The organism is Cellulomonas sp. NPDC089187, from assembly GCF_040685135.1.
Classification (GTDB): Bacteria; Actinomycetota; Actinomycetes; order Actinomycetales; family Cellulomonadaceae; genus Cellulomonas.
In genome coordinates, this window is the sequence record NZ_JBFBHI010000004.1 from 569,877 (window position 1) to 589,479 (window position 19,603).

General features: G+C 71.6%; 13 protein-coding genes. 8 read left to right on the forward strand and 5 right to left on the reverse strand.

What is annotated here, in order from left to right; genetic code table 11:
- Positions 1 to 33: 33 nt before the first annotated feature.
- Both hrpA and AB0N78_RS13845 read right to left on the reverse strand, forming a co-directional pair.
- The gene (gene hrpA / locus AB0N78_RS13840; protein ID WP_363391486.1) at positions 34 to 4,155 is read right to left on the reverse strand and encodes an ATP-dependent RNA helicase HrpA; all 4,122 of its coding nucleotides are present in this window, start codon (positions 4,153 to 4,155) and stop codon (positions 34 to 36) included.
- Positions 4,156 to 4,499: 344 nt separating this feature from the next.
- Positions 4,500 to 5,675 carry an MFS transporter gene (locus AB0N78_RS13845; RefSeq protein WP_363391274.1) on the reverse strand — a complete coding sequence of 392 codons (1,176 nt, stop codon included), beginning with the start codon at positions 5,673 to 5,675 and terminating at the stop codon, positions 4,500 to 4,502.
- 149 nt (positions 5,676 to 5,824) lie between these two features.
- On the opposite strand from AB0N78_RS13845, the gene AB0N78_RS13850 reads away from it, so the two are divergent.
- The 5 genes from AB0N78_RS13850 (at position 5,825) to AB0N78_RS13870 (ending at position 12,860) form a co-directional block, all read left to right on the forward strand.
- On the forward strand, positions 5,825 to 7,450 hold the full coding sequence (locus tag AB0N78_RS13850; RefSeq protein ID WP_363391277.1) for an ABC-F family ATP-binding cassette domain-containing protein: 1,626 nt from the start codon (positions 5,825 to 5,827) through the stop codon (positions 7,448 to 7,450).
- Positions 7,447 to 7,923 (forward strand): YbaK/EbsC family protein, encoded by a 477-nt coding sequence (locus AB0N78_RS13855; protein ID WP_363391279.1) that lies wholly within the window; start codon positions 7,447 to 7,449, stop codon positions 7,921 to 7,923. The genes AB0N78_RS13850 and AB0N78_RS13855 overlap by 4 nt, the downstream gene beginning before the upstream one ends.
- Positions 7,924 to 8,102: 179 nt before the next feature.
- Positions 8,103 to 8,450, forward strand: coding sequence for an STAS domain-containing protein (locus AB0N78_RS13860; protein WP_363391282.1), 348 nt, complete (start codon positions 8,103 to 8,105; stop codon positions 8,448 to 8,450).
- A 106-nt stretch (positions 8,451 to 8,556) separates the two neighbouring features.
- Positions 8,557 to 9,699 (forward strand): exonuclease SbcCD subunit D, encoded by a 1,143-nt coding sequence (locus tag AB0N78_RS13865; RefSeq protein ID WP_363391285.1) that lies wholly within the window; start codon positions 8,557 to 8,559, stop codon positions 9,697 to 9,699.
- On the forward strand, positions 9,699 to 12,860 hold the full coding sequence (locus AB0N78_RS13870; RefSeq protein ID WP_363391288.1) for an SMC family ATPase: 3,162 nt from the start codon (positions 9,699 to 9,701) through the stop codon (positions 12,858 to 12,860). The genes AB0N78_RS13865 and AB0N78_RS13870 overlap by 1 nt, the downstream gene beginning before the upstream one ends.
- Positions 12,861 to 12,975: 115 nt before the next feature.
- Here the strand turns inward: AB0N78_RS13870 and AB0N78_RS13875 are convergent, their stop codons facing one another.
- A complete protein-coding gene (locus AB0N78_RS13875) occupies positions 12,976 to 13,335 on the reverse strand; it encodes a hypothetical protein (RefSeq protein ID WP_363391291.1) in 360 nt (119 codons plus the stop codon).
- A 231-nt stretch (positions 13,336 to 13,566) separates the two neighbouring features.
- Between AB0N78_RS13875 and AB0N78_RS13880 the strand changes: the two genes are divergently transcribed.
- Together AB0N78_RS13880 and AB0N78_RS13885 are read left to right on the forward strand one after the other, a co-directional pair.
- Positions 13,567 to 14,322 (forward strand): ABC transporter ATP-binding protein, encoded by a 756-nt coding sequence (locus AB0N78_RS13880; protein ID WP_363391294.1) that lies wholly within the window; start codon positions 13,567 to 13,569, stop codon positions 14,320 to 14,322.
- Positions 14,322 to 16,862: an FtsX-like permease family protein gene (locus AB0N78_RS13885; protein WP_363391297.1), complete on the forward strand. Its 2,541-nt coding sequence runs from the start codon at positions 14,322 to 14,324 to the stop codon at positions 16,860 to 16,862. The genes AB0N78_RS13880 and AB0N78_RS13885 overlap by 1 nt, the downstream gene beginning before the upstream one ends.
- Before the next feature lie 163 nt (positions 16,863 to 17,025).
- On the opposite strand, the gene AB0N78_RS13890 is transcribed toward AB0N78_RS13885, so the two are convergent.
- Positions 17,026 to 18,438 carry a glucose-6-phosphate dehydrogenase gene (locus AB0N78_RS13890; protein ID WP_363391300.1) on the reverse strand — a complete coding sequence of 471 codons (1,413 nt, stop codon included), beginning with the start codon at positions 18,436 to 18,438 and terminating at the stop codon, positions 17,026 to 17,028.
- A gap of 10 nt (positions 18,439 to 18,448) precedes the next feature.
- Positions 18,449 to 18,688, reverse strand: coding sequence for an antitoxin (locus tag AB0N78_RS13895; protein WP_363391303.1), 240 nt, complete (start codon positions 18,686 to 18,688; stop codon positions 18,449 to 18,451).
- Between the two features lie 205 nt (positions 18,689 to 18,893).
- Between AB0N78_RS13895 and AB0N78_RS13900 the strand changes: the two genes are divergently transcribed.
- Positions 18,894 to 19,598, forward strand: coding sequence for a DUF2993 domain-containing protein (locus AB0N78_RS13900; RefSeq protein ID WP_363391306.1), 705 nt, complete (start codon positions 18,894 to 18,896; stop codon positions 19,596 to 19,598).
- Positions 19,599 to 19,603: the final 5 nt, after the last annotated feature.

Genomic DNA, 19,603 nt, shown 5'->3' on the forward strand with positions numbered 1-19,603 from the left:
CGGGGGTGCCGGCCTCTGGTGTGTCCGGGGGTGCTACCCGATCGACGCCAGCGCCTTGCGCACCCGTTTCTCGCTCACCGGCACCGGCGTCCCGATCTGCTGCGCGAAGAGGGACACCCGCAATTCCTGGATCATCCACCGCACGTCCTCGACCGCTGTCAGTTCGGCGGGCACCGGGGCGCGGGAGGTCACACGTGCCCGGGTCTGACCGAGCAGCTGTTCCAGGTCGTGCACCTGCCAGGCGAGTTGCTCGTCGCGGGTGGGGTTGTCCCCGGCCTTGTCCAGGCGGTGGGTGGCGGCGCGCAGGTAGCGGGGGAGCTGGGCGAGGCGGTCGGTGCCGGTGGCGGAGATGAATCCGTCGTAGACCAGGGAGCCGAGCTGGTCCTTGACGTCCTGGACGGTGCCGAGCAGGGCGAGGGAACGGGTGCCGCGGATCGCGGAGTCGAGGTCGCGGGCAGCGGTGAGGACCTGGACCAGGGTGCCGACCAGCTGGTGGACGGTGTCTTCCAGGCGGTCGCGAACGGCGGCGCGCAGGGCGGTGTAGCTGTCGGCGGTGTGGACCATGGTGGCGGGTCGTCCGGCCAGGTGGGCGGTGAGGAGCTGGTCGGCGGCGGCCAGTTGCAGGTCGGTGACCAGCGCCTCGGTGCTGGGGTAGGGGCTGGCGGCGAGGGCGAGTGATTGGGGTCCGGTCCAGCGGCTGGTGATCCGGCCGGGGGCGAGTCCGACGTCGAGCACCAGCAGGCGGCGGAGCCCGCGGTGGTGCGCGGTGGCCTGTTCACCGGCATCGGCGAGCACCTGGACGCGCACGGTGCCGGAGGGCTGCTCGACCAGGGCGGGGTAGCCGCGGACGGTCAGGCCCTCCACCTGCGCCTCGACCCGCTCGGGCAGCGTGCCATCGGGGAGTTCGGGCCAGGTGGTCAGGTCGGTGTCGGTGACACCGGGGACCACCGGCAGCGGGGTGGCGATCGACGTGGTCGACGGTCGGCGCGGGGTGGGGTGCTTCTCCCTGGTCCCGACGGCCTCGGCCATCGCGTCCCGGACCGCGCTGCGCACGGCGGTCGACACCGCGTCCTGGGTGCGGGCCGCGAGTCGGCGCTGGAGCACTGCCAGATCCTTGCCCTCGTCGACCACCCGTCCGCGGTCGTCCTCGACCCGGAAGGTCACGCGCAGGTGTGCGGGCAGCCGGTCGTCGTCGAAGGCATCCGCGGGCACGTCGACATCCCGCAGCGCGCGCACCGCCTGCCGGAAGCTCTCCGGGAAGGACGGGGCGGCATCCCCGGCGCGAACGGTGTCCTCCCAGGAGGCGGTGTGACCGTCCAACCAGGCGACGACATCGCGGGCGACATCCGGGGCGGGCACCAACTGGACGCGGACCGGCTTGGGCAGTGCCCGGATGGTGGCGGTGGCCAACTCCTCGCGTAGCCCCGGCACCAACCAGTCGAATCCGTCCGGCTGCACCCGGGCCAGTGCGACCAGCGGCAGGTGCACAGTGATTCCGTCAGCGTCCGCGCCGGGCTGGAACTGGTAGGTCAGCGGCAGACGCAGATCGCCCTGCGGCCAGGCGGAGGGGAAGTCGGACTCGTCCACGGCGGCGTCGTCGGCGACCAGCAGTTCCCGGGTGAAGCTGAGCAGGTCGGGCTGCTCACGGCGGGCGGTCTTCCACCACTGGTCGAAGTGCCGCGCGGAGACCACGGTGTCCGGGATGCGCTCGTCGTAGAAGTCGAAGAGCGCGTCGTCATCGACCACCAGGCCACGACGACGGGAGCGCGCCTCCAGGTCCTCGGCCTCGCGCAGCAGCCGACGGTTCTCGGCGAAGAACGCGTGGTGGGTGGTCCACTCGCCCTCGACCAACGCGTGCCGGATGAACAGCTCCCGGGCCTGCTCGGGGTCGACCTTGGCGAACAGCACCCGACGTCCGGTGACAATGGGCACGCCGTAGAGGGTGACCCGCTCGGTGGCCATCGCCGCGCCCTGCTTGGTGGACCAGGTGGGCTCGGAATAGCTGCGCTTGACCAGGTGCGCGGCCAGATCCTCGGCCCACTCCGGCTGGATGCGCGCGACATCGCGGCCCCACAGCCGGGAGGTCTCGACCAACTCGCCGGCCATCACCCAGGCCGGTGGCTTCTTGGCCAGCGCCGATCCCGGGAAGATCGCGAAGCGTGCACCGCGTGCGCCCAGGTACTCGTTGCGGGGGCGGTTGTCCTTGCGCGAGGTCTTCTGGGCGGAGGCGCGGACCTCGGTGACCTCCTGCATGCCGAGCTGGGACAGCAGCCCGGCGAGCAGGGCGACATGAATCCGGTCGCCGTCCCACTCCAGGCGCAGCGACCCCTTGGTCAGGTCCGCCCGCGCGGCGGTCAGAGCGTCGGCGTCCCGGTCGGAGCGGCGCGGTGGGGCCAGGGTGATGCCCAGCGGCTTGGCCAACTCCTTGAGCTGGGTCACCACGTCCTGCCACTCGCGCAGCCGCAGGTAATTCAGGTGCTCGGCCTTGCACAATCGCCGGAATGCCGAGCCGGACAGTTCCCGCTGCGCATCCCGGATGTACTGCCAGAGATTCAGATAGGACAGGAAGTCCGAGGTGCTGTCCGCGAACCGCCCGTGCATCGCGTCGGCCTGGGGGCGGGTCTCCACCGGGCGCTCGCGCGGGTCCTGGATGGACAGCGCGGCGGCGATGATCATCACCTCACGGGCGACATTGCGGCGCCCGCCCTCGACGATCATCCGGGCCAGTCGCGGGTCCATCGGCAGCTGCGCTAACGCTCGCCCGGTGTCGGTCAGTCGGGTGCCGCGCGGAGTCTGCTCCAGCGCGTGCAACTCGGTGAGCAACTGCACGCCGTCCCGCACCGCCCGCACATCCGGCGGGTCCACGAACGGGAACTGCGCCACATCCTCCGGCCCGTTCGCCACACCCACCGCGACCATCTGCAAGATCACCGACGCCAGCGAGGTGCGCAGGATCTCGGGCTCGGTGAATCGTGGTCGGGAGGTGAAGTCGTCCTCGGAGTACAGCCGGATCGCGATGCCGTCAGCGACACGGCCACACCGGCCGGACCGCTGATTGGCCGACGCCTGGGAGATCGGCTCGATGGGCAGGCGCTGCACCTTGGTGGCCTTGGAGTAGCGCGAGATGCGGGCGGTGCCCGGGTCGACGACGTAGCGGATGCCTGGCACGGTCAGCGATGTCTCGGCGACGTTGGTAGCCAGCACGACCCGGCGGGTGCCGTGCGGCTGGAACACCCGGTGCTGCTCGGCGGCGGACAGTCGGCCATAGAGCGGCAGCAGTTCCACCGCATCTGGGCGTCGCTGATCGGTGACGCGGGAGCCCAGGTGGCTGCGCAATGCCTCCTCAGCGTCCCGGATCTCCCGTTCTCCGGACAGGAACACCAGTACGTCGCCCGGCCCCTCGTGGGCGAGCTCGTCCACCGCCTCGCAGATCGCTGTCATCAGGTCGCGGTCCTCGCGGGCCGGAGCCTTCGACGTCGGTCCCTGATTCGGGTCATCCGTGGGAGCATCCGGTGACAGCGGCCGGTACCGGATCTCCACCGGGTACGTCCGACCGGTGACCTCGACCACCGGCGCGGGCTCCCCGTCGGCATCCGCGAAGTGCGCAGCGAACCGCGCCGAGTCGATGGTGGCCGAGGTGATGATCAGCTTCAGATCCGGACGACGCGGCAGCAGCCGGGCCAGGTACCCCAGGATGAAGTCGATATTCAACGACCGCTCATGCGCCTCGTCGATGATCAGGGTGTCGTAGGCGCGCAGCTCCGGATCACGCTGGATCTGCGCCAGCAGGATGCCGTCGGTCATCACCTTGACCAGCGTCCGTTCCGACGACTCGTCGGTGAACCGCACCTGATACCCGACCAGCTCCCCGATGCCGGTGCCCAGCTCCTCGGCGATCCGCTCCGCGACGGTGCGCGCGGCGATCCGACGCGGCTGGGTGTGCCCGATCTGCCCGTCCCGACCGCGGCCGAGTTCGAGCGCGATCTTGGGCAGCTGGGTGGTCTTGCCGGAGCCGGTCTCGCCCGCGACGATCACCACCTGGTGCTCCCGGATCGCGTCGGCGATCTCGGCCCGGCGCGCGGAGACCGGCAGCTGCTCGGGGTAGGCGACCGGCGGCAGGACGACGGCGCGGCGGGCGTCGGCCAGGGCGGTCAGGCGACGGGTGCGTCGGGCGGGGTCGTCGCCGGTCGGACGGCGGGTGCGTCGGGTGGGGTCATCACCGGTTGGCCGGCTGCGGCGGGGCGGGTCATCCGTGGTCGGACGGCCACCATGACCGCTGCGGGTGCCCTGCGGTTCGGTGCCGGTGGACTCCTCGCGACTCCCGGGCCGCCGCCCCCGACCGCCCCGACGTCGACGCGGCCGACCCTCCGGGCGTGCACCGTCGCCGACGGGACCACCGGGATCGGCGGTCGGCGGGGTGGGATCGGCGGGAGTCACGACCCGTCATTGTCGCCGCTGGCGGAGCGTGTGCGCGAATGGATTCGCGGTGGGCGGACTGCTCAGCGGATAGTGTCCGGCTGCTCCCGCCGCGCGTTCCCAGCCAGCGCCAGGCTCAGCACGATGAACGCGCCCACCACCAGCAACGACTGCCGCGTCCCCACCGCCGCGGCCAGCAACCCCAGCAACGGCGGTGCCGCCAGCGAGGTCACCGTGCTGAAGGAGGTCACCACCGACACCCGCACACTGGCCCGCAGCGGATCGTCCGCGGCCGCGGTGGTGGCGATCGGGTTGCCCAGTGCCGCACCGAATCCCCAGAGGATCACCCCGACCCAGGCCAGGGCCAGTGACGGCCCGGTGACGAACAGCAGTAACCCGATCAGCGCCGACACCCCGGATAGGCGGAGCACCAGAACCCGGCCGAAACGGTCGATGAGCCGGGTGCCGCCGATCCGGACCAGCGTCATCGCCGCCACGAAGCTGCCATAGGCCAATGCCCCGACATCCTCATTCGCCGCGAAGCCCTCCACCACGGCCAGTGGCAGCCAGGTGCCCGCGGCGCCCTCGGTCAGGGAGGCGGCCATCAACACCAGCCCGAGCAGCAGGGTGCGCCGCTCCCGCCAGGCCGATAGTGCCTCACGTGCCGCCCCGCCCCGGGTCGCAGCGCGGCTCCCCGCCAGGGTGATCGAGGTCGCGGGCCGGATCAGCAGCGCTCGCAGCACCGTGGCCCCCGCAAGTACGACGACCACCTGCACCCCGATGCCCAGTCCGGCCCGGGCGAATCCCGCCGCGATCAGCGCACCGAGCGCGGCCCCGACGGAGAACATGGCGTGGAACTGCGGCATGATCGCCCGGCCCATCCGCTGCTCCACCGCGGCGGCGCTGACGTTGATCGACACGTTGGTCAGCGCACTGGACACCCCGTTGATCAGTGCACCGGGAATGAACACGGCCACCGATCCGGTGAAGGCCGCAGTCGCCAGCAGGCCGAAGCCGACCAGATGCCCGAGCACCCCCGCCGCCAACGTCGCCCGCGCGCCGATCCGGGTCACCACCGCACCGCTGGACAGCGCCCCGATCAGCGACCCGACGCCACCGACGATTAACAGCTGACCGAGCCGCGCCGCGTCGATGTCCAACGCCGTCATCAGCGACGGCAACCGGCTGGTCCAGGAGACGTTGAGGATGCCGAAGAGCGCGAATTGGCACAGCAGAGCGAGCCGGGCGCGGGTGGGCATGGCCGTCACCGTAGCGGTCGATAAATCCCTGGACAGTGCGTCACCAGCGGTTCTAGGGTCGTCCTCATGTGGATCTGACCGGCCCCGAGTCCCCTCGTCCTGACTCCCGCCGACCCCTCGTGCGTGTCGGCAGCCGGTGGTGATCCCTCATGTCTCTCCAGTCCTCTACGCCCGTCCTGCGCGCCACGGGTCTGTCCCGGGCCTACGGCGACCGCCGGGTGCTCACGGATCTGTCCTTCGCGGTCGACCCCGGGCACCGGCTCGGCCTGGTCGGGGAGAACGGCATCGGCAAGTCGACGCTGCTGCGCCTGCTCGCCGGGGTCGAGGAGCCGGACACCGGTGAGGTGCAGCGGCCCGCCGATCTCGCCTACCTGGCGCAGGAGCCGCCCTTTGGTGCGGACGCCAGCATTGACGACGTGATCGGGGCGGCGCTGTCCGAGGTGCGGGCGGTGGCGGCCGACCTTGAGGCGGCGGCGCTGGCGCTCGCGGAGGGCACCGAGGAGGCGGCCACCCGGTACGACCTGGCGCTCGCCCATGCCGAGGCCGCCGAGGTGTGGGACGCCGACGGCCGGGCCCAGCGGGTGTTGGCGGGCATCGGGCTCGGGGAGTTGGACCCCACCCGGGTCTCCGGTTCGCTGTCCGGCGGGCAGCGGTCCCGACTGGCGCTGGCCGCGGTGCTGGTCCGTCGTCCCCGGGCGGTGCTGCTGGACGAGCCGACCAACCATCTGGACGACGACGCGGCGGAGTTCCTGGCGACCGCGTTGGCGGAGCTGCCGGGTGCGGTGGTGCTGGCCAGCCATGATCGGGTGTTCCTGGATGAGGTGGTGACCGAGATCCTCGACCTGGACCCCGGGTTGGACGGTCCGCGGGTGGTCGGCGGGACGTACACCGACTTCCGGGAGGCCAAGCGGATCGCTCGGGAGCAGTGGCAGCAGCGCTGGCTGGCCGAACGCGAGGAGCTGTCCGCGCTGCGGTCCTCGGTGGCCCCGGACGGCAAGGCCCGTCAGGTGGTGCACGGCCGCGCGATGAAGGACCGGAACAAGATGTCCTACGGGCGGCACGGCGACTTCGTGCAGCAGCAGGTGGGTCGCCGGGTGCGCAACGCCCAGCGACGACTGGACGACCTGGAACGCGAGCAGGTGCGTCGTCCGCCCCGGGAGCTGCGGTTCGCCGCCCCGTTGACCGCCGCGACCCGGCGGGAGGGCACGCTGATCTCGGTGCGGGATGTGGTGGTGCCCGGGCGGGTGAGTATCCCGGCGCTGGATGTGCACGCCGACACCGCGCTGCTGGTCACCGGCCCGAACGGCTCCGGCAAGTCGACGCTGCTGCATGTGCTGGCGGGCGATCTGGTGCCGACCATCGGCACGGCGTGGCGGGCGAAGGGCGCGACGGTGGCGCTGTTGGAGCAGGACGTGGGCCTGGCCGACGACGACCGGACGCCGCGGGCGGTGTACGACCTGGTGACTGCCCGGTTCTCCGACCCGGTGCCGTTGCAGGAGCTGGGGCTGGTCGCGCCGCGGGATCTGGACCGTCCGCTGCGGGAGCTGTCGGTGGGGCAGCGGCGACGGGTGGTGTTGGCCCTGCTGGTCGCGCAGACCCCGGATGTGCTGCTGCTGGACGAGCCGACCAACCACATCTCCCTGGCGCTGGCGGATGAGCTCGGCGACGCGCTGCGCTCCGCACCGGGGGCGGTGGTGGTGGCCTCGCACGACCGCTGGTTGCGGCGGGGGTGGCACGGCGACGAGCTGACCCTGATGCCTACCCTGAACGCATGAGCACCGAGGAGCGCGCCGCCCAGGCGCTGGCCGAGTCCGGCATCGCCCACACGATCACCCGGCACGGTCCGGTGGGATCATTGGCCGAGGCCGCGGCGGCCCGGGGCGTCCAACCGGAGGACATCGTGAAGACCCTGGTGGTGCGCCGGGGTGAGGACGACTACCTGTTCGTGCTGGTGCCGGGCGGGCGGTCGATCTCCTGGCCGAAGCTGCGCGACCTGCTCGGGGTGAAGCGGATGTCGATGCCGGATGCGGCCACCGCGAAGGAGGTCACCGGTTACGAGCGCGGCACCATCACTCCCTTCGGGTCGTTGCGGGCCTGGCCGGTGATCGCCGATGCGACGGTGCCGGGGCGGACGGTGTCGATCGGCGGGGGCGGGCACGGGGTGGGTGCGACGCTGGACGCGGACGACATGATCCGGGTGCTGGGTGCCACCGTGGCGGATGTGACGGAGCCTGAACCGGTCGCGTGACGTTCATGTGCAGGTCAAGGGACTGTTGCGTGCCTCGGGAACGACACGGGGTGTCGACGCGTTCTTCTGGGTGTGTCACGGCGGCCGCCTCGGTCTCCGGGCGGCGGGTCCAGCGGATGCGGACCGCTCGCACCGGGGGCATGATCCTCCGGCCGCACCTTCGATAGAGCCGAGGACCGATGGACCCGAATGACGACCCCACCCGTGTCGGTGGGATCGACGTGGCGACCGCGGACGGTCGCACGCTGGTCCGCTTGTGGGGGGAAGTGGACGGGGCGCTGCGCGCTGATGCGAGCACGTCGATGGCCCAGGCACTGAGCACTGACCGGCCAATCCTGGTGGACGCCACCGGTCTGAGCTTCATCGACTCCTCCGGGCTGGCCTTTCTGCTGCAACTGCACTTGGCGGCGGGGGAGACCGGACAGCGGGTAACGCTGCGCGACCCGGACCGTCAGGTGATCGACCGCCTGGCGCTGATCGGGATGGAGCAGGAGTTCGAGGTGGAGGGCACCCCGGTTCAGGTCTGAGAATCACGGGGCGTTCGACTGTCCACAGCGCGGCCGCCACGCCGGTGGTCCCCAGCCGATGCAGCGGGTGCACGGATGTGTCGGTGAGCGCGGCTAGTTTCGGGGTATGCGGCTGTTGCACACCTCGGACTGGCACCTGGGTCGGACCCTGCACGGGGTCGACCTGACGGCGCACCAGTCCGCGTTCTGCGACCACCTGGTGGAGCTTGTCACCGAGCACCGGGTGGACGCCGTGCTGATCGCCGGGGATGTCTACGACCGGGCCATCCCGCCGGTGGAGTCCGTGCAGCTGCTGTCCGCGACATTGCGTCGGTTGGCGGAGCGGACCACCGTGATCCTTACCCCCGGCAACCACGACTCCGCGGCGCGCCTGGGCTTTGGTGCGGAGCTGCTCACCGATCGGGTGCGCATCCTGGCCGACCAGCGTCGGATCGACACCCCGGTCCGGCTACCCGGTGGTGACGGGCCGGAGGTGCTCATCTACGGCCTGCCCTACCTCGACCCGGATGTCGCCCGGCACACCCTGGCCCCGGAGGGAGAGGTGTTGCCCCGCTCGCACGCCGCGGTGCTCGGTGCCGCGATGGATCGGGTGCGGGAGGATTTGGCGGCGCAGGGGCAGGTCCGCTCGGTGGTGCTGGCGCACGCCTTCGTGGTGGGCGGCCAGGCCAGTGACTCCGAGCGGGACATCCGGGTCGGCGGAGTGGATCACGCTCCAGCCGGGATCTTCGACGGGATCGACTATGTGGCGCTCGGCCACCTGCACGGCCCGCAGCGGATCACCGACACCATCCGGTACTCCGGATCGCCGCTGGCCTACTCCTTCTCCGAGGCGCGCCAGCACAAATCGACCACCCTGGTGGAGCTGGACGGCACCGAGCCCGCGCGCGTGACCCTGTTGCCCGCACCCGTGCCCCGCGCCATGACCGACCTGACCGGCACGCTGGACCAGATCCTGGCCACGGAGGGGCATGGCGACGACTGGGTCCGGGTCACCGTCACCGACCCTGCCCGACCGGGAGACCTGTTCCGCCGAGTGAAGGCCCGGTTCCCGCACGCCTTGGTCATCCAGCACCAACCGCCGGTCTCCGCGTTGACCCGCAACACCGCCACGATCACGCCGGGGCGCGACCCGTTGGAGGTGGTCGGCGACTTCATCGCCCATGTCGGCGGTGCCGCGCCCACACCGCAGGAGGCGGCTGTGCTGCGTACGGCCTATGAGCAGGTCATCGCAGCGGAGCGGAGCGCCTGATGCGCCTGCACACCCTGACCCTGCACGCAGTGGGCCCGTTCGCCGGGCGGTACACCGTCGACTTCGCGGCGCTGTCCGCCGGCGGGTTGTTCCTGCTGGAAGGTCCGACCGGTGCCGGCAAGTCCACGATCATCGACGCGGTGGTGTTCGCGCTCTACGGCAAGGTCGCGGCCGCCTCGGCGAGTGAGGACCGGCTGCGCAGCGCCTTCGCCGACGAGAGTGTCGAGTCCGTGGTGGACCTGTGCTTCGAGACCGGGCACGGCGTCTACCGGGTGCGCCGGACTCCTGCCTATGACCGGCCCAAGAAGCGCGGCACCGGCACCGTCCGGCAGCAGGCCACCGTGAAACTGTGGCGACTGACCGCCGTGCCTGACGACCCTCAGGCCGAACCGGTGGGGGAGATCGTCTCCACCCGACTGGACGAGGCCGGTGCGGAGCTGACCCGGATCATCGGGCTGGAACGTGGGCAGTTCGTGCAGACGATGGTGCTGCCGCAGGGTGAGTTCGCGAGCTTCCTGGCCGCTGAGCCGGAACAGCGCCGGATGCTGTTGCAGCGGATCTTCGGCACCGAGATCTACGACCGGGTGGAGCAGCAGCTGGCCGAGGCGCGGCGCGCCGCCGAACGCGAGGTGGAGAGCAGCCGGGCCGCGGTGCAGAGCGCAGTGGACCGGTTCGCGGGGGCTGCCCAACTCACCGAACCGTTGACCGCGCGGGTGGCGGAAGACCTGCCCGCCGTGGTGCAGGAGATCGGTGAGCTGTCGAGCGCGGTGCGTGCCACGGCGGCTGCCAGCGCGACCACGGCGGAGGCGACTGCTGCCCGGGCGGCGCAGTCCGCGGAGCAGGTGCAGGCCGCGGTGGAGCGGGTTCGGCGGGTGGAACGGTGGGCGGCTCTGACCGCCGAGCAGGCGCAGTTGGTCGCACGGTCCGCGCAGCACGACCGCGACCGTGAACGGGTGGACCTGGCGCGCCGGGCCGGGGCGGTCGCTCCGCTGCTGCGCGGATGGGACGAGTCCCGCGAGCGGGTGACCTCCGCTGCGAAGGAGCTGGACGCGGCGGTGGACCGGGTGCCCGCCGGGTGGTTCGACGGGGTGGCTTTCCCGGGGTGGAGGGGGCAGGGGCGTTCGATCGCGCGCGATGCGCTGACGGGTGCCTTCGACGGCGGGCCGGACCTGGGCGTGGGCTCGGATCTGGGCGTGGGGGCCGACCTGAACGTGGACCCGGCTGCCGTGGCAGAGCTGACCGCGTGGCGCGACCGGGCTCGGGACCACGTCGCCACACTGTCCCGGTTGGTCGACCTCGAATCCGCGCTGGACCGGCGCGCCGAGGTGCTGCACCAGCTCCGTGCCGCCGCCGACCGCTGCCGGACTGCCGTCACCGAGCTGGACCTGGCGCTGGCCCAGCGGCCACAGGAGCGGGTGGAGCTGGTCGCCGCCCTGGACGCCGCCACCGAGCTCGCCCACACCATTCCCTCCCGGGAGCAGACCTGGCGTACCGCCACCGAGGTGTTGGCTGCCGTCCGCGAGCATGCCGACGTCGCAGCGCAGCACACCCGGGCGACCCAGACCCGGGGCCAGGCAGCAGCGGCCGCCGTTGAGGCCGCTGAGCGCGAGCACGCCCTGCGTCAGGCCCGGCTGCGCGGCATCGCCGGGGAACTGGCCGGGACGTTGACCGACGGCGAGCCGTGCCCGGTGTGCGGTGCGGTGGAGCACCCGGCACCGACCGCGCTGGCCGCCGACCACATCACCGCGGAGCAGGTCGAGGCCGCCGAGGAGCTGCGCCGTCAGGCGGAGGAGCGGCTGCGCGTCGCCGAGTCCGAGGTCAGCGCGCTGAGCAGTCGACTGTCCGCACTGGCCGAGCGCACAGGTGGTCGCGACCTGGACGCCGCCGAATCGGAGGTGCGCTCCACCGCAGCCGCGCTGGACGAGGCCCGTGCCGCTGAGGCCGACCGCCGACGCTGCGCCGACCGGCTCGCCGCGCACGACGGGGCCACCGAGGAGCTGCGCACCCGCCGGGAGTCCGCCGTCACCGAGCAGACCGGCGCGGAGCACGCCGCCGAGCAGGCCGAGCGCGACCTGGACGCCGACCGGACCGAGGTGGCCGCGGCACGGGACGGGCACCCCACGGTGGCGGCCCGGCAGAGCGCGGAACGTTCCCGGGCCGAGGCGGCGGATGCGGTGCTGGATGCCTGGGGGGCGCTGGCAGCTGCCCGGACCGCGGTGGCGGACTGGCGGCAGCGGGTCGACGACGCCCTGCGGCAATACGACTTTGTCGACGACACCGGCGCACCGGACGCCGATGCCGCGCGCGCGGGGGTGTTGGACCCGGCTGACACCGCGGCACTCGACGCCGCCGTGCGCGGACACCTCGCGGATGTGGACCGGGTGACCGCCGGGCTGGCCGAGCCGGAGCTCGCCGGGATCGACGCCACCACCGACCTCGACGCCGCCCGCGCCGAGCAGGAACGGGTCACAGCCGTCGCCGCCGAACACCGGGCGCTGGCGGAGCAGGCGGCAGCCGCCGCCGCAGTGGACCGTGGCCGGGCCGAGGACGCCGCCGACGCGGAGGTCCAGGTCCGGGCGGCCGCGGATAGCGCGGCCGAACTGCTGCGCCGGTCCGCACCGATCAGCCGGATGGCGCGGCTGGCGGCCGGGCAGGACGGGGGTCAGGGACTCTCGCTCGGCACCTACGTGTTGCAGCGCCGGTTCGAGGATGTGGTCGCGGCCGCGAACGACCGGCTGCGGCCGATGTCCGACGGGCGGTTCGAGCTGGTCACCTCGCAGGAGAAGGAGTCCCGCAGCCGCAAGGTCGGTCTGGGGCTGCGGATGGTCGACCACCACAGCGGCGACGTGCGCAGCACCCGGACCATCTCCGGGGGCGAGACCTTCTACGTGTCGCTGTGCCTCGCGCTCGGACTCGCGGATGTGGTCAGTGCGGAGGCCGGGGGGATCGAGCTGGGCACCCTGTTCATCGACGAGGGCTTCGGCAGCCTCGACCCTGAGATGCTGGACGCGGTGCTGACCGAGTTGGCGCACCTGCGGGCTGGTGGCCGGGTGGTCGGGTTGGTGTCCCATGTCGAGGCGATGAAGTCCGCCATCGCAGAGCGGATCGCGGTGCGGCGGCGGGCGGACGGGTCGTCCTCGCTGACCGTGATCGCGGGGTGAACGGGCGCGACGTCCTGGACGTGGACCGCTGGCGCGGGCACCGGGGCGGGGATCGCAGGGGTCGCGACCTGGACGTGCGTCTCGGCGCTGGCCCACGTGGCCGGCGTCGGCGAGGTCACCACGTCCAGCCACGTGCGGTCAGCTCCACCTCCTCGCGCAGCCGCTCCCACGGGTCGCCCTTCGCCCGGGGCAACACCTCCACCCCGGCCAGCCGACAGGCCTCCGCCAGCAACTGGTCGTAGGCCATCTGACCGGCGATGATCCGCTCCGCCCGGGCCCACGCATGCGGGTCGTCCTCCAGCCGTCGCAGGTGTTGGGCGACGATGCCGAGCCGGGTCTGCACCAGCAGCGCGTCGAAGGGGTCGGGGAACCGGGCCAGTGCCGTCCGGGCCCGCTGTCGGCGTTGGCGCAGCACCAGGACGGCACCGGTGACCGTCGCCGGAATCAGCACCACGAGCAGCCAGGACCACGTCATCGTCAGGACCCCGGGACCAGGGTAAATCCGGGTTGATCGGGCGGCACGGGCGAATTCGAACCGGAGGCGAGTGCCGTGGTCACCCTGAGACGAAATCGCCCGCTGATCTGGGAATCCGGGGGTGACTCGGGGGAATCCCCGATGGGGCGAGAGCTGCCCTCCTCAGTACGTTCGACACGGCTCGCGCCAGGGAGGTGCGGGTCTCACGCGGTACGAGGAGAGGGAATCCCCATGACGACCACAGCAGCGATCGCCACGGCGCGCGGGCTGGTCAAGACCTACGGCTCGGGCGAGGCCGCCGTCCGTGCGTTGGATGGCGTGGATGTGGACTTCGAGCGCGGGCGGATGACCGCGATCATGGGCCCGTCCGGCTCCGGTAAGTCGACGCTGATGCACTGCATGGCGGGCCTGGACCGGGTGGATGCCGGTCAGGTGGAGGTTGATGGGGAGCCGGTCTCCCGGATGAACGAGCGCGAGCTGACCAAGCTGCGTCGCACCCGGTTGGGCTTTGTCTTCCAGGCGTTCAACCTGGTGCCGACCCTGACCGCGCTGGAGAACATCACCCTGCCGCTGGACATCGCCCGCAAGCCGGTGGACCGCGAGCTGTTGGATCAGGTGGTGGAGGCGGTCGGTCTGCGGGATCGGCTCTCGCACAAGCCCGGTCAGCTCTCCGGTGGTCAGCAGCAGCGGGTGGCGTGTGCCCGCGCGCTGGTCACCCGGCCCGCGGTGGTGTTCGCCGACGAGCCGACCGGCAACCTGGACTCCACCTCCTCCGGTGAGGTGCTGGGCTTCCTGCGCCGCTCGGTGGAGGACCTGGGCCAGTCGGTGGTGATGGTCACCCACGACCCGACCGCCGCGTCCTACGCACACCGGGTGTTGTTCCTGGCCGACGGTCGCCTGGTCGCCGACGTGAAGGACCCGACGCCGGACACGGTGCTGTCCACGCTGAGCTCCCTCACCGCGCAGCGGGCCGGGGCGGTGGGCTGATGTCCCGGGTGGGATGGCGCTCGATCCGGGCGCATCTGGGTCGCTTCGCCCTGTCGCTGTTGGCGGTGACGCTGGGCGTGGCCTTCGTGGCGGGGACATTTTCCCTGCGGTCGGCGATGTCCGGCTCCTTCGACGGGATCGTGGAGAGCTCCGCGGGCGGCGACGTGTACCTGCAGGCACCGACCAATGACACCGACACGGCCGTGTCCGGCGGCTTCGGCGCCACCGGGGTGCCGATCTCACTGGTCGACGAGGCCGAGCAGATCGACGGGGTGGAGCGTGCCGAGCCGACGCTCTCCGTGCCGGTGGTGCTCGTCGGCGCGGACGGCACCGCAGTCCGCGGCGGGATGGCACCCAGCATGGCGATGCTGTGGGCCGCCGATGACCCGTCCTGGACTGTGCTCGAGGGCCGGGGCCCGCAGAACGCGGACGAGATCGCCCTGGAGAAGGTCACCCTGGAGCACGCCGGACTGTCGGTGGGGGACACCACCACGATCGTGCTGGCCGGTGAGCTGACCGAGGTCACCGTGGTCGGCCAGCTCGACATCGACGCCGCCATGATGGGCGCAACCATCGTGCTGGTGGACGCCGAGAGCGGGATGGCCCGGCTGTCCCCCGACGGCATGGTCGACAACATTGAGGTGACCGCTGCTGAGGGCGTCGACCCCGAGACCCTGGTGGAGAGGTTGGCCCCGCTGACCGGCAGCTCGGTGCGGGCGGTGACTGGCGAGTCGCTGCGTGCGGACACCAAGGAGAGCATCGACGAGATCCTGGGCTTCGTCACCACGTTCCTGCTGATCTTCGCCGGGATCGCGTTGTTCGTCGGCGGGTTCATCATCTCCAACACCTTCGCGATGTCCGTCCGCCAGCGGATGCGGGAGTTCGCGTTGCTGCGTGCGGTCGGGGCGTCGCCGGCGCAGGTGTTCGGATCGATCGTGTTGCAGGCCGCTGTGGTCGGTGTGCTCGGGTCGGTGCTCGGTGTGGCCGCCGGTTTCGGGCTGGTCGAGGTCATTCGTGTGGTGATCGGCTCCATGGGCATGGACATGGGCACCTCGGTGCCGGTCGATGTCACGACCATCGTGGTCTCGCTGCTGGTGGGCACGTTGGTCAGCGTGTTGGCCGCCGCGGTGCCCGCCCGACGCGCTGCGCTGGTCCCGCCGGTGGAGGCGATGCGTGAAGAGGTCGTCACCGGGGAGAAGTCGCTGCGCCTGCGTTCGATCATCGGCACGGTGCTGGTGGGTCTGGGCCTGGCCGCGGTGATCGCCGCGGTCGCCAACCCTGGGCTCGACTGGGCGTTGACCGCTGATGGGCTGGGTGCGGCTGCGGTGCTGGTCGGGGTGCTCATGCTGTCCCCGGTGCTGGCCCGCGCGGTGATCCGGGTGTTGGCCTGGCCGTTCGTCGTGCTCCTGCGACCGATCGGTCGACTGGCCCGCGGCAATGTGGTCCGTCACCCGCGGCGCACGGCCAACACCGCCGGCGCGCTGATGATCGGCATGGCGCTGGTCGGTGCGGTCTCGGTGATCGCGGTCTCCGCCAAGTCGTCGATGTCGGAGATCATCGACTCGCAGATGGACAGCGACTTTGTGCTGACCGAGATGACTGGGGCGGTGCCCGCGGAGCTGATCGATCAGGTCCGTGAGCTGCCGGATGTCGAGGCGGTCGACGCGATGGGCTTCACCACCGCCCAGGTGGCCGTCGGGGATCTGCCGTCCTCTGCGCAGATCGTCGCGGGTATGCCCGAGGGGGTCTTCGGCCGGTCGCTGAACGTTGAGGTGACCGAGGGTGACCTCGCGTCATTGGCGGACGGGCAGCTGGTGGTCAAGGAGGAGAACGCCGAGGCGGCGGGCTGGAAGCTGGGCGACTCGGTGACGATCACCGGCCAGTCCGGTCAGTTCACGGCGACCATCGGTGCACTGATCTCCACCGAGACGATCGGCGCCCCGTTCATGATGCCGGCGGACGGTTTTGACGAGTTGGTGCCCCCCGCGTTGCGGCAGTACGACACCGTGATGGTGCATGCGGTGCCGGGTGTTGACCTGGATGCGGTGCACGATCAGCTGGTCGAGGTGGCCAAGCCCTACGTGGTGGTCTCGGTGATGACCGCGGAGGACTACAAGTCGCAGCTGGCCGGTCAGGTCGACATGATCCTGGCGGTCATGTATGCCCTGCTCGGGCTGTCCGTGGTGATCGCCGTGCTCGGCATCGTGAACACCCTGGCGCTGTCGGTGATCGAGCGGACCCGGGAGATCGGGCTGCTGCGGGCGGTCGGCCTGGGCCGGTTGCAGCTATCCGCGACGGTGATCGTCGAGTCGGTGCTGACCTCGGTGTTCGGCACCCTGATCGGGCTGGGCATCGGTGTCGGGCTGGCGGCCACCCTGCCGGATCTGATGGCCGACATGGGCTTCAACCAGCTGTCCATCCCCTGGGGCAGCCTGGTGGGCATGCTCGGGCTCGCGGTGGTGGTCGGTGTGTTGGCCGCGCTGTGGCCCGGTGCACGGGCGGCCCGGATGAAGGTGCTGGACTCGATCGCGTACGAGTGAGCGTGGGCGGCGGGTGCGGGGTCGAAGGAGGGCTCCGCACCCGCCGTGTGCCCGGGCCGGCGTGGCTCGGGGTCGCCGGGCAGGTCCGACACGTGGCTCGGGGTCGGGCAGTGGGGCGGGCAGGTTCGGCGCGGGTCAGGTCGGCCAGCGGGGCCGGGGCGGCTCAGGACTCCGGCCCGAGCACCCACCCGTCCGGTCCGGCCAACCGGTCGGCCTGCCCCGGGCCCCACCCGTCCGGCTCGTACTCCACCGGCTCCGGTCGGGTCGGACCCTGCAACGGGGCGAAGGTCCGCCACGCGGCGCGCAGCCCCTCCGGCGTGGTGAACAGGGAACGGTCGCCGACCAGCACGTCGTGCAGCAGCGACCCGTAGGCCGACAGCGGCTCGCCGCCGTCGACCTGCTGCAACGCCAAGGATGCGGTGCCGGTGGCCAGGCGCAGATCCGGGCCGGGCTGCTTCACCGTGGTGGTGATGTCGATGGCACCGTCCCCGGCCAGGGACAGTGCGATCCGTCCGGGGCCGGCGGGCTCGCCGAACAGCTCATGGGGCGTGCGCAGCACCAGCGTCACTTGCTGGGCGGAGCGGGCCATCCGCTTGCCGGTCCGCAACAGGAACGGCACTCCCCGCCACCGGTCGTTGTCCACCCACAACCGCGCGGCCACAAAGGTGTCCGTGCGTGAGTCGTCGGCGACGCCGTCCAGCTCCCGGTACCCGCGGAACTGCCCGAGCACCACATCCTGCTGCGGGTCCAACGGACGGAAGCACCCGATCACCCGCTCGCGTGCGGCGGCCAGGTGCTCGGCGTCGAACCGGCTCGGCGGTTCCATCGCCACCTCGGCGGCGACCTGGAACAGGTGCGTGACCAGCATGTCCAGCGCGGCACCGGTGGCGTCGTAGAACTCGGCGCGGTCGGCGACGTCCAGAGTCTCCGGCAGGTCGATGTGCACCTGTGCGACGTGTTCCCGGTTCCAGACCCCGCCGAACAGCTGGTTGCCAAACCGCAGCACATGCAGGTTCTGGGTGGCCTCCTTGCCGAGAAAGTGGTCGATCCGGAACACCTGTTGCTCATCCAGGACCTCGTGCACCAGGGTGTCCAGCTCCTCGAAGCTCTCGGCCGAGGTGCCGTAGGGCTTCTCGTAGACGACTCGAATGCCCTCGGTCAGCCCGTGGGCGCGCAAGCCCCGGGTGGTCGGGGCGAAGGCACTGGGCGGCACTGCCAAGTAATGCACGACTGTGGTGTCCGCGCCGAGCTCCTCGGCGGTGGCGGCGATGGCCTGCACCAGCTCGCCGGGTTCGTCCTCGGTGAAGGTGGTGGCGTAGCGCAGGTGGCCGTCCAGTCGGGTGGAATCACCGTTGCCGAACTCGTCCAGGGCGTCGCGGGCCAGCTCAGCGAATTCGTCGTCGGTGATCGACCGACGACCGGTTCCGAGCACCAACCAGCGCTCTGGCAGCAGTCCGGCGGATGCCAGGTCGGCGATGGCCGGGAGCACCAGACGGCGGGACAGGTCACCGCGGGCGCCATGCAGCACCAGCAGGACAGGGTGGTCGGTCGAGGTGTCCGGGTGCGGGTGCGGCACGGCGCTCCGATCAGTGCTGGGGGCGCGGGCGGTCGCTGTCGCTGCGCGGGGTGTCGGCGGAGCCGGGTCCGTCGGACTGCTTGGCCAGAAAATCCTTCGCCTTGTCGACCGCGGAGTCGATCTTGCGGTCGGTGTCATCCGAGGTGCGGGACTTCACCGCGTCGGCGGCCTTGTCCAGCGCGTCCGTGACCTTGCCCTCGTGCCCGGCCAGCGCCTGCTTTGCCTTGTCCACGTAGTCGCCGATGCCCATCGATCTGCTCCTCGCTCGCGGGGGTTTGTCGGACCGCTCGCCGACGTCGGTTCGAGTGAACGCGGGGCGGCGGTGGTCCGCAACCGGTGCTGGGCCGGTGGGCCTCCGGTGCCTCGCGGTGGCACCGGAGGCGACTGGTGAACGTCCGGCGCAGATCGGGCACTCGGCGCGCTCGGTGCCGGCATGGGCCCGTAGGGTCGGGCGCGTGCCTGCCGATCGACGCCGCCGACGCGGCTGCCTGGTCACCTTCGTGCTCGCCGTGCTGCTGCTCGGCGCGGGGACGCTGCTCGCCGAGTACGGCAGTCGCTCGCTGGTGCAGAGCGTGGCCAGCGACGCGCTGCGCAACGGGTTGAACACCGATCCCGACCTGCGGGTCGAGGTGCCGGAGCATCCGGTGCTTCCGCAGCTGATCCGCGGTGAGCTCCGGGCCGTCCAGGTGCAGGCGGCCACCGCGCAGATCCGCGGGGTGGACATCGTCGATGTGGACGCCGAGGCCACCGGGGTGCGCATCCGAGGCGCCCGGGGGGCGCAGGACGTCACGGTCACCGCGACGCTGCCGCCCGCCACACTGCAGAGCCAGTTGGCCGAGCGCACCGGGTGGGACGTGCAGGTCGCACAGCAGGACGGGCAGCTGGTGCTCTCCGGACAGGCGCTCGGTGTGCCGGTGACCGCCAGCCTTCAGGTCGCCGCTGCGGACGGTGAGCTGGTCGCCACGATCACCCAGGCGACCATCGGCGGGATCACGGTGGACGCGGTGCAGTTGCCGCTCGGGTTGAACGACCAGCTGGGCAACCTGGCGGGGATCACCGACCAGCTCGCGGCACAGGCCACCCTCACTGAGGCGCAGGTGGTGGACGGCGGTCTGCGGGTCACGCTGAACCTGCGCGACGTCTTGTTGGACGACCTGTGACCGGT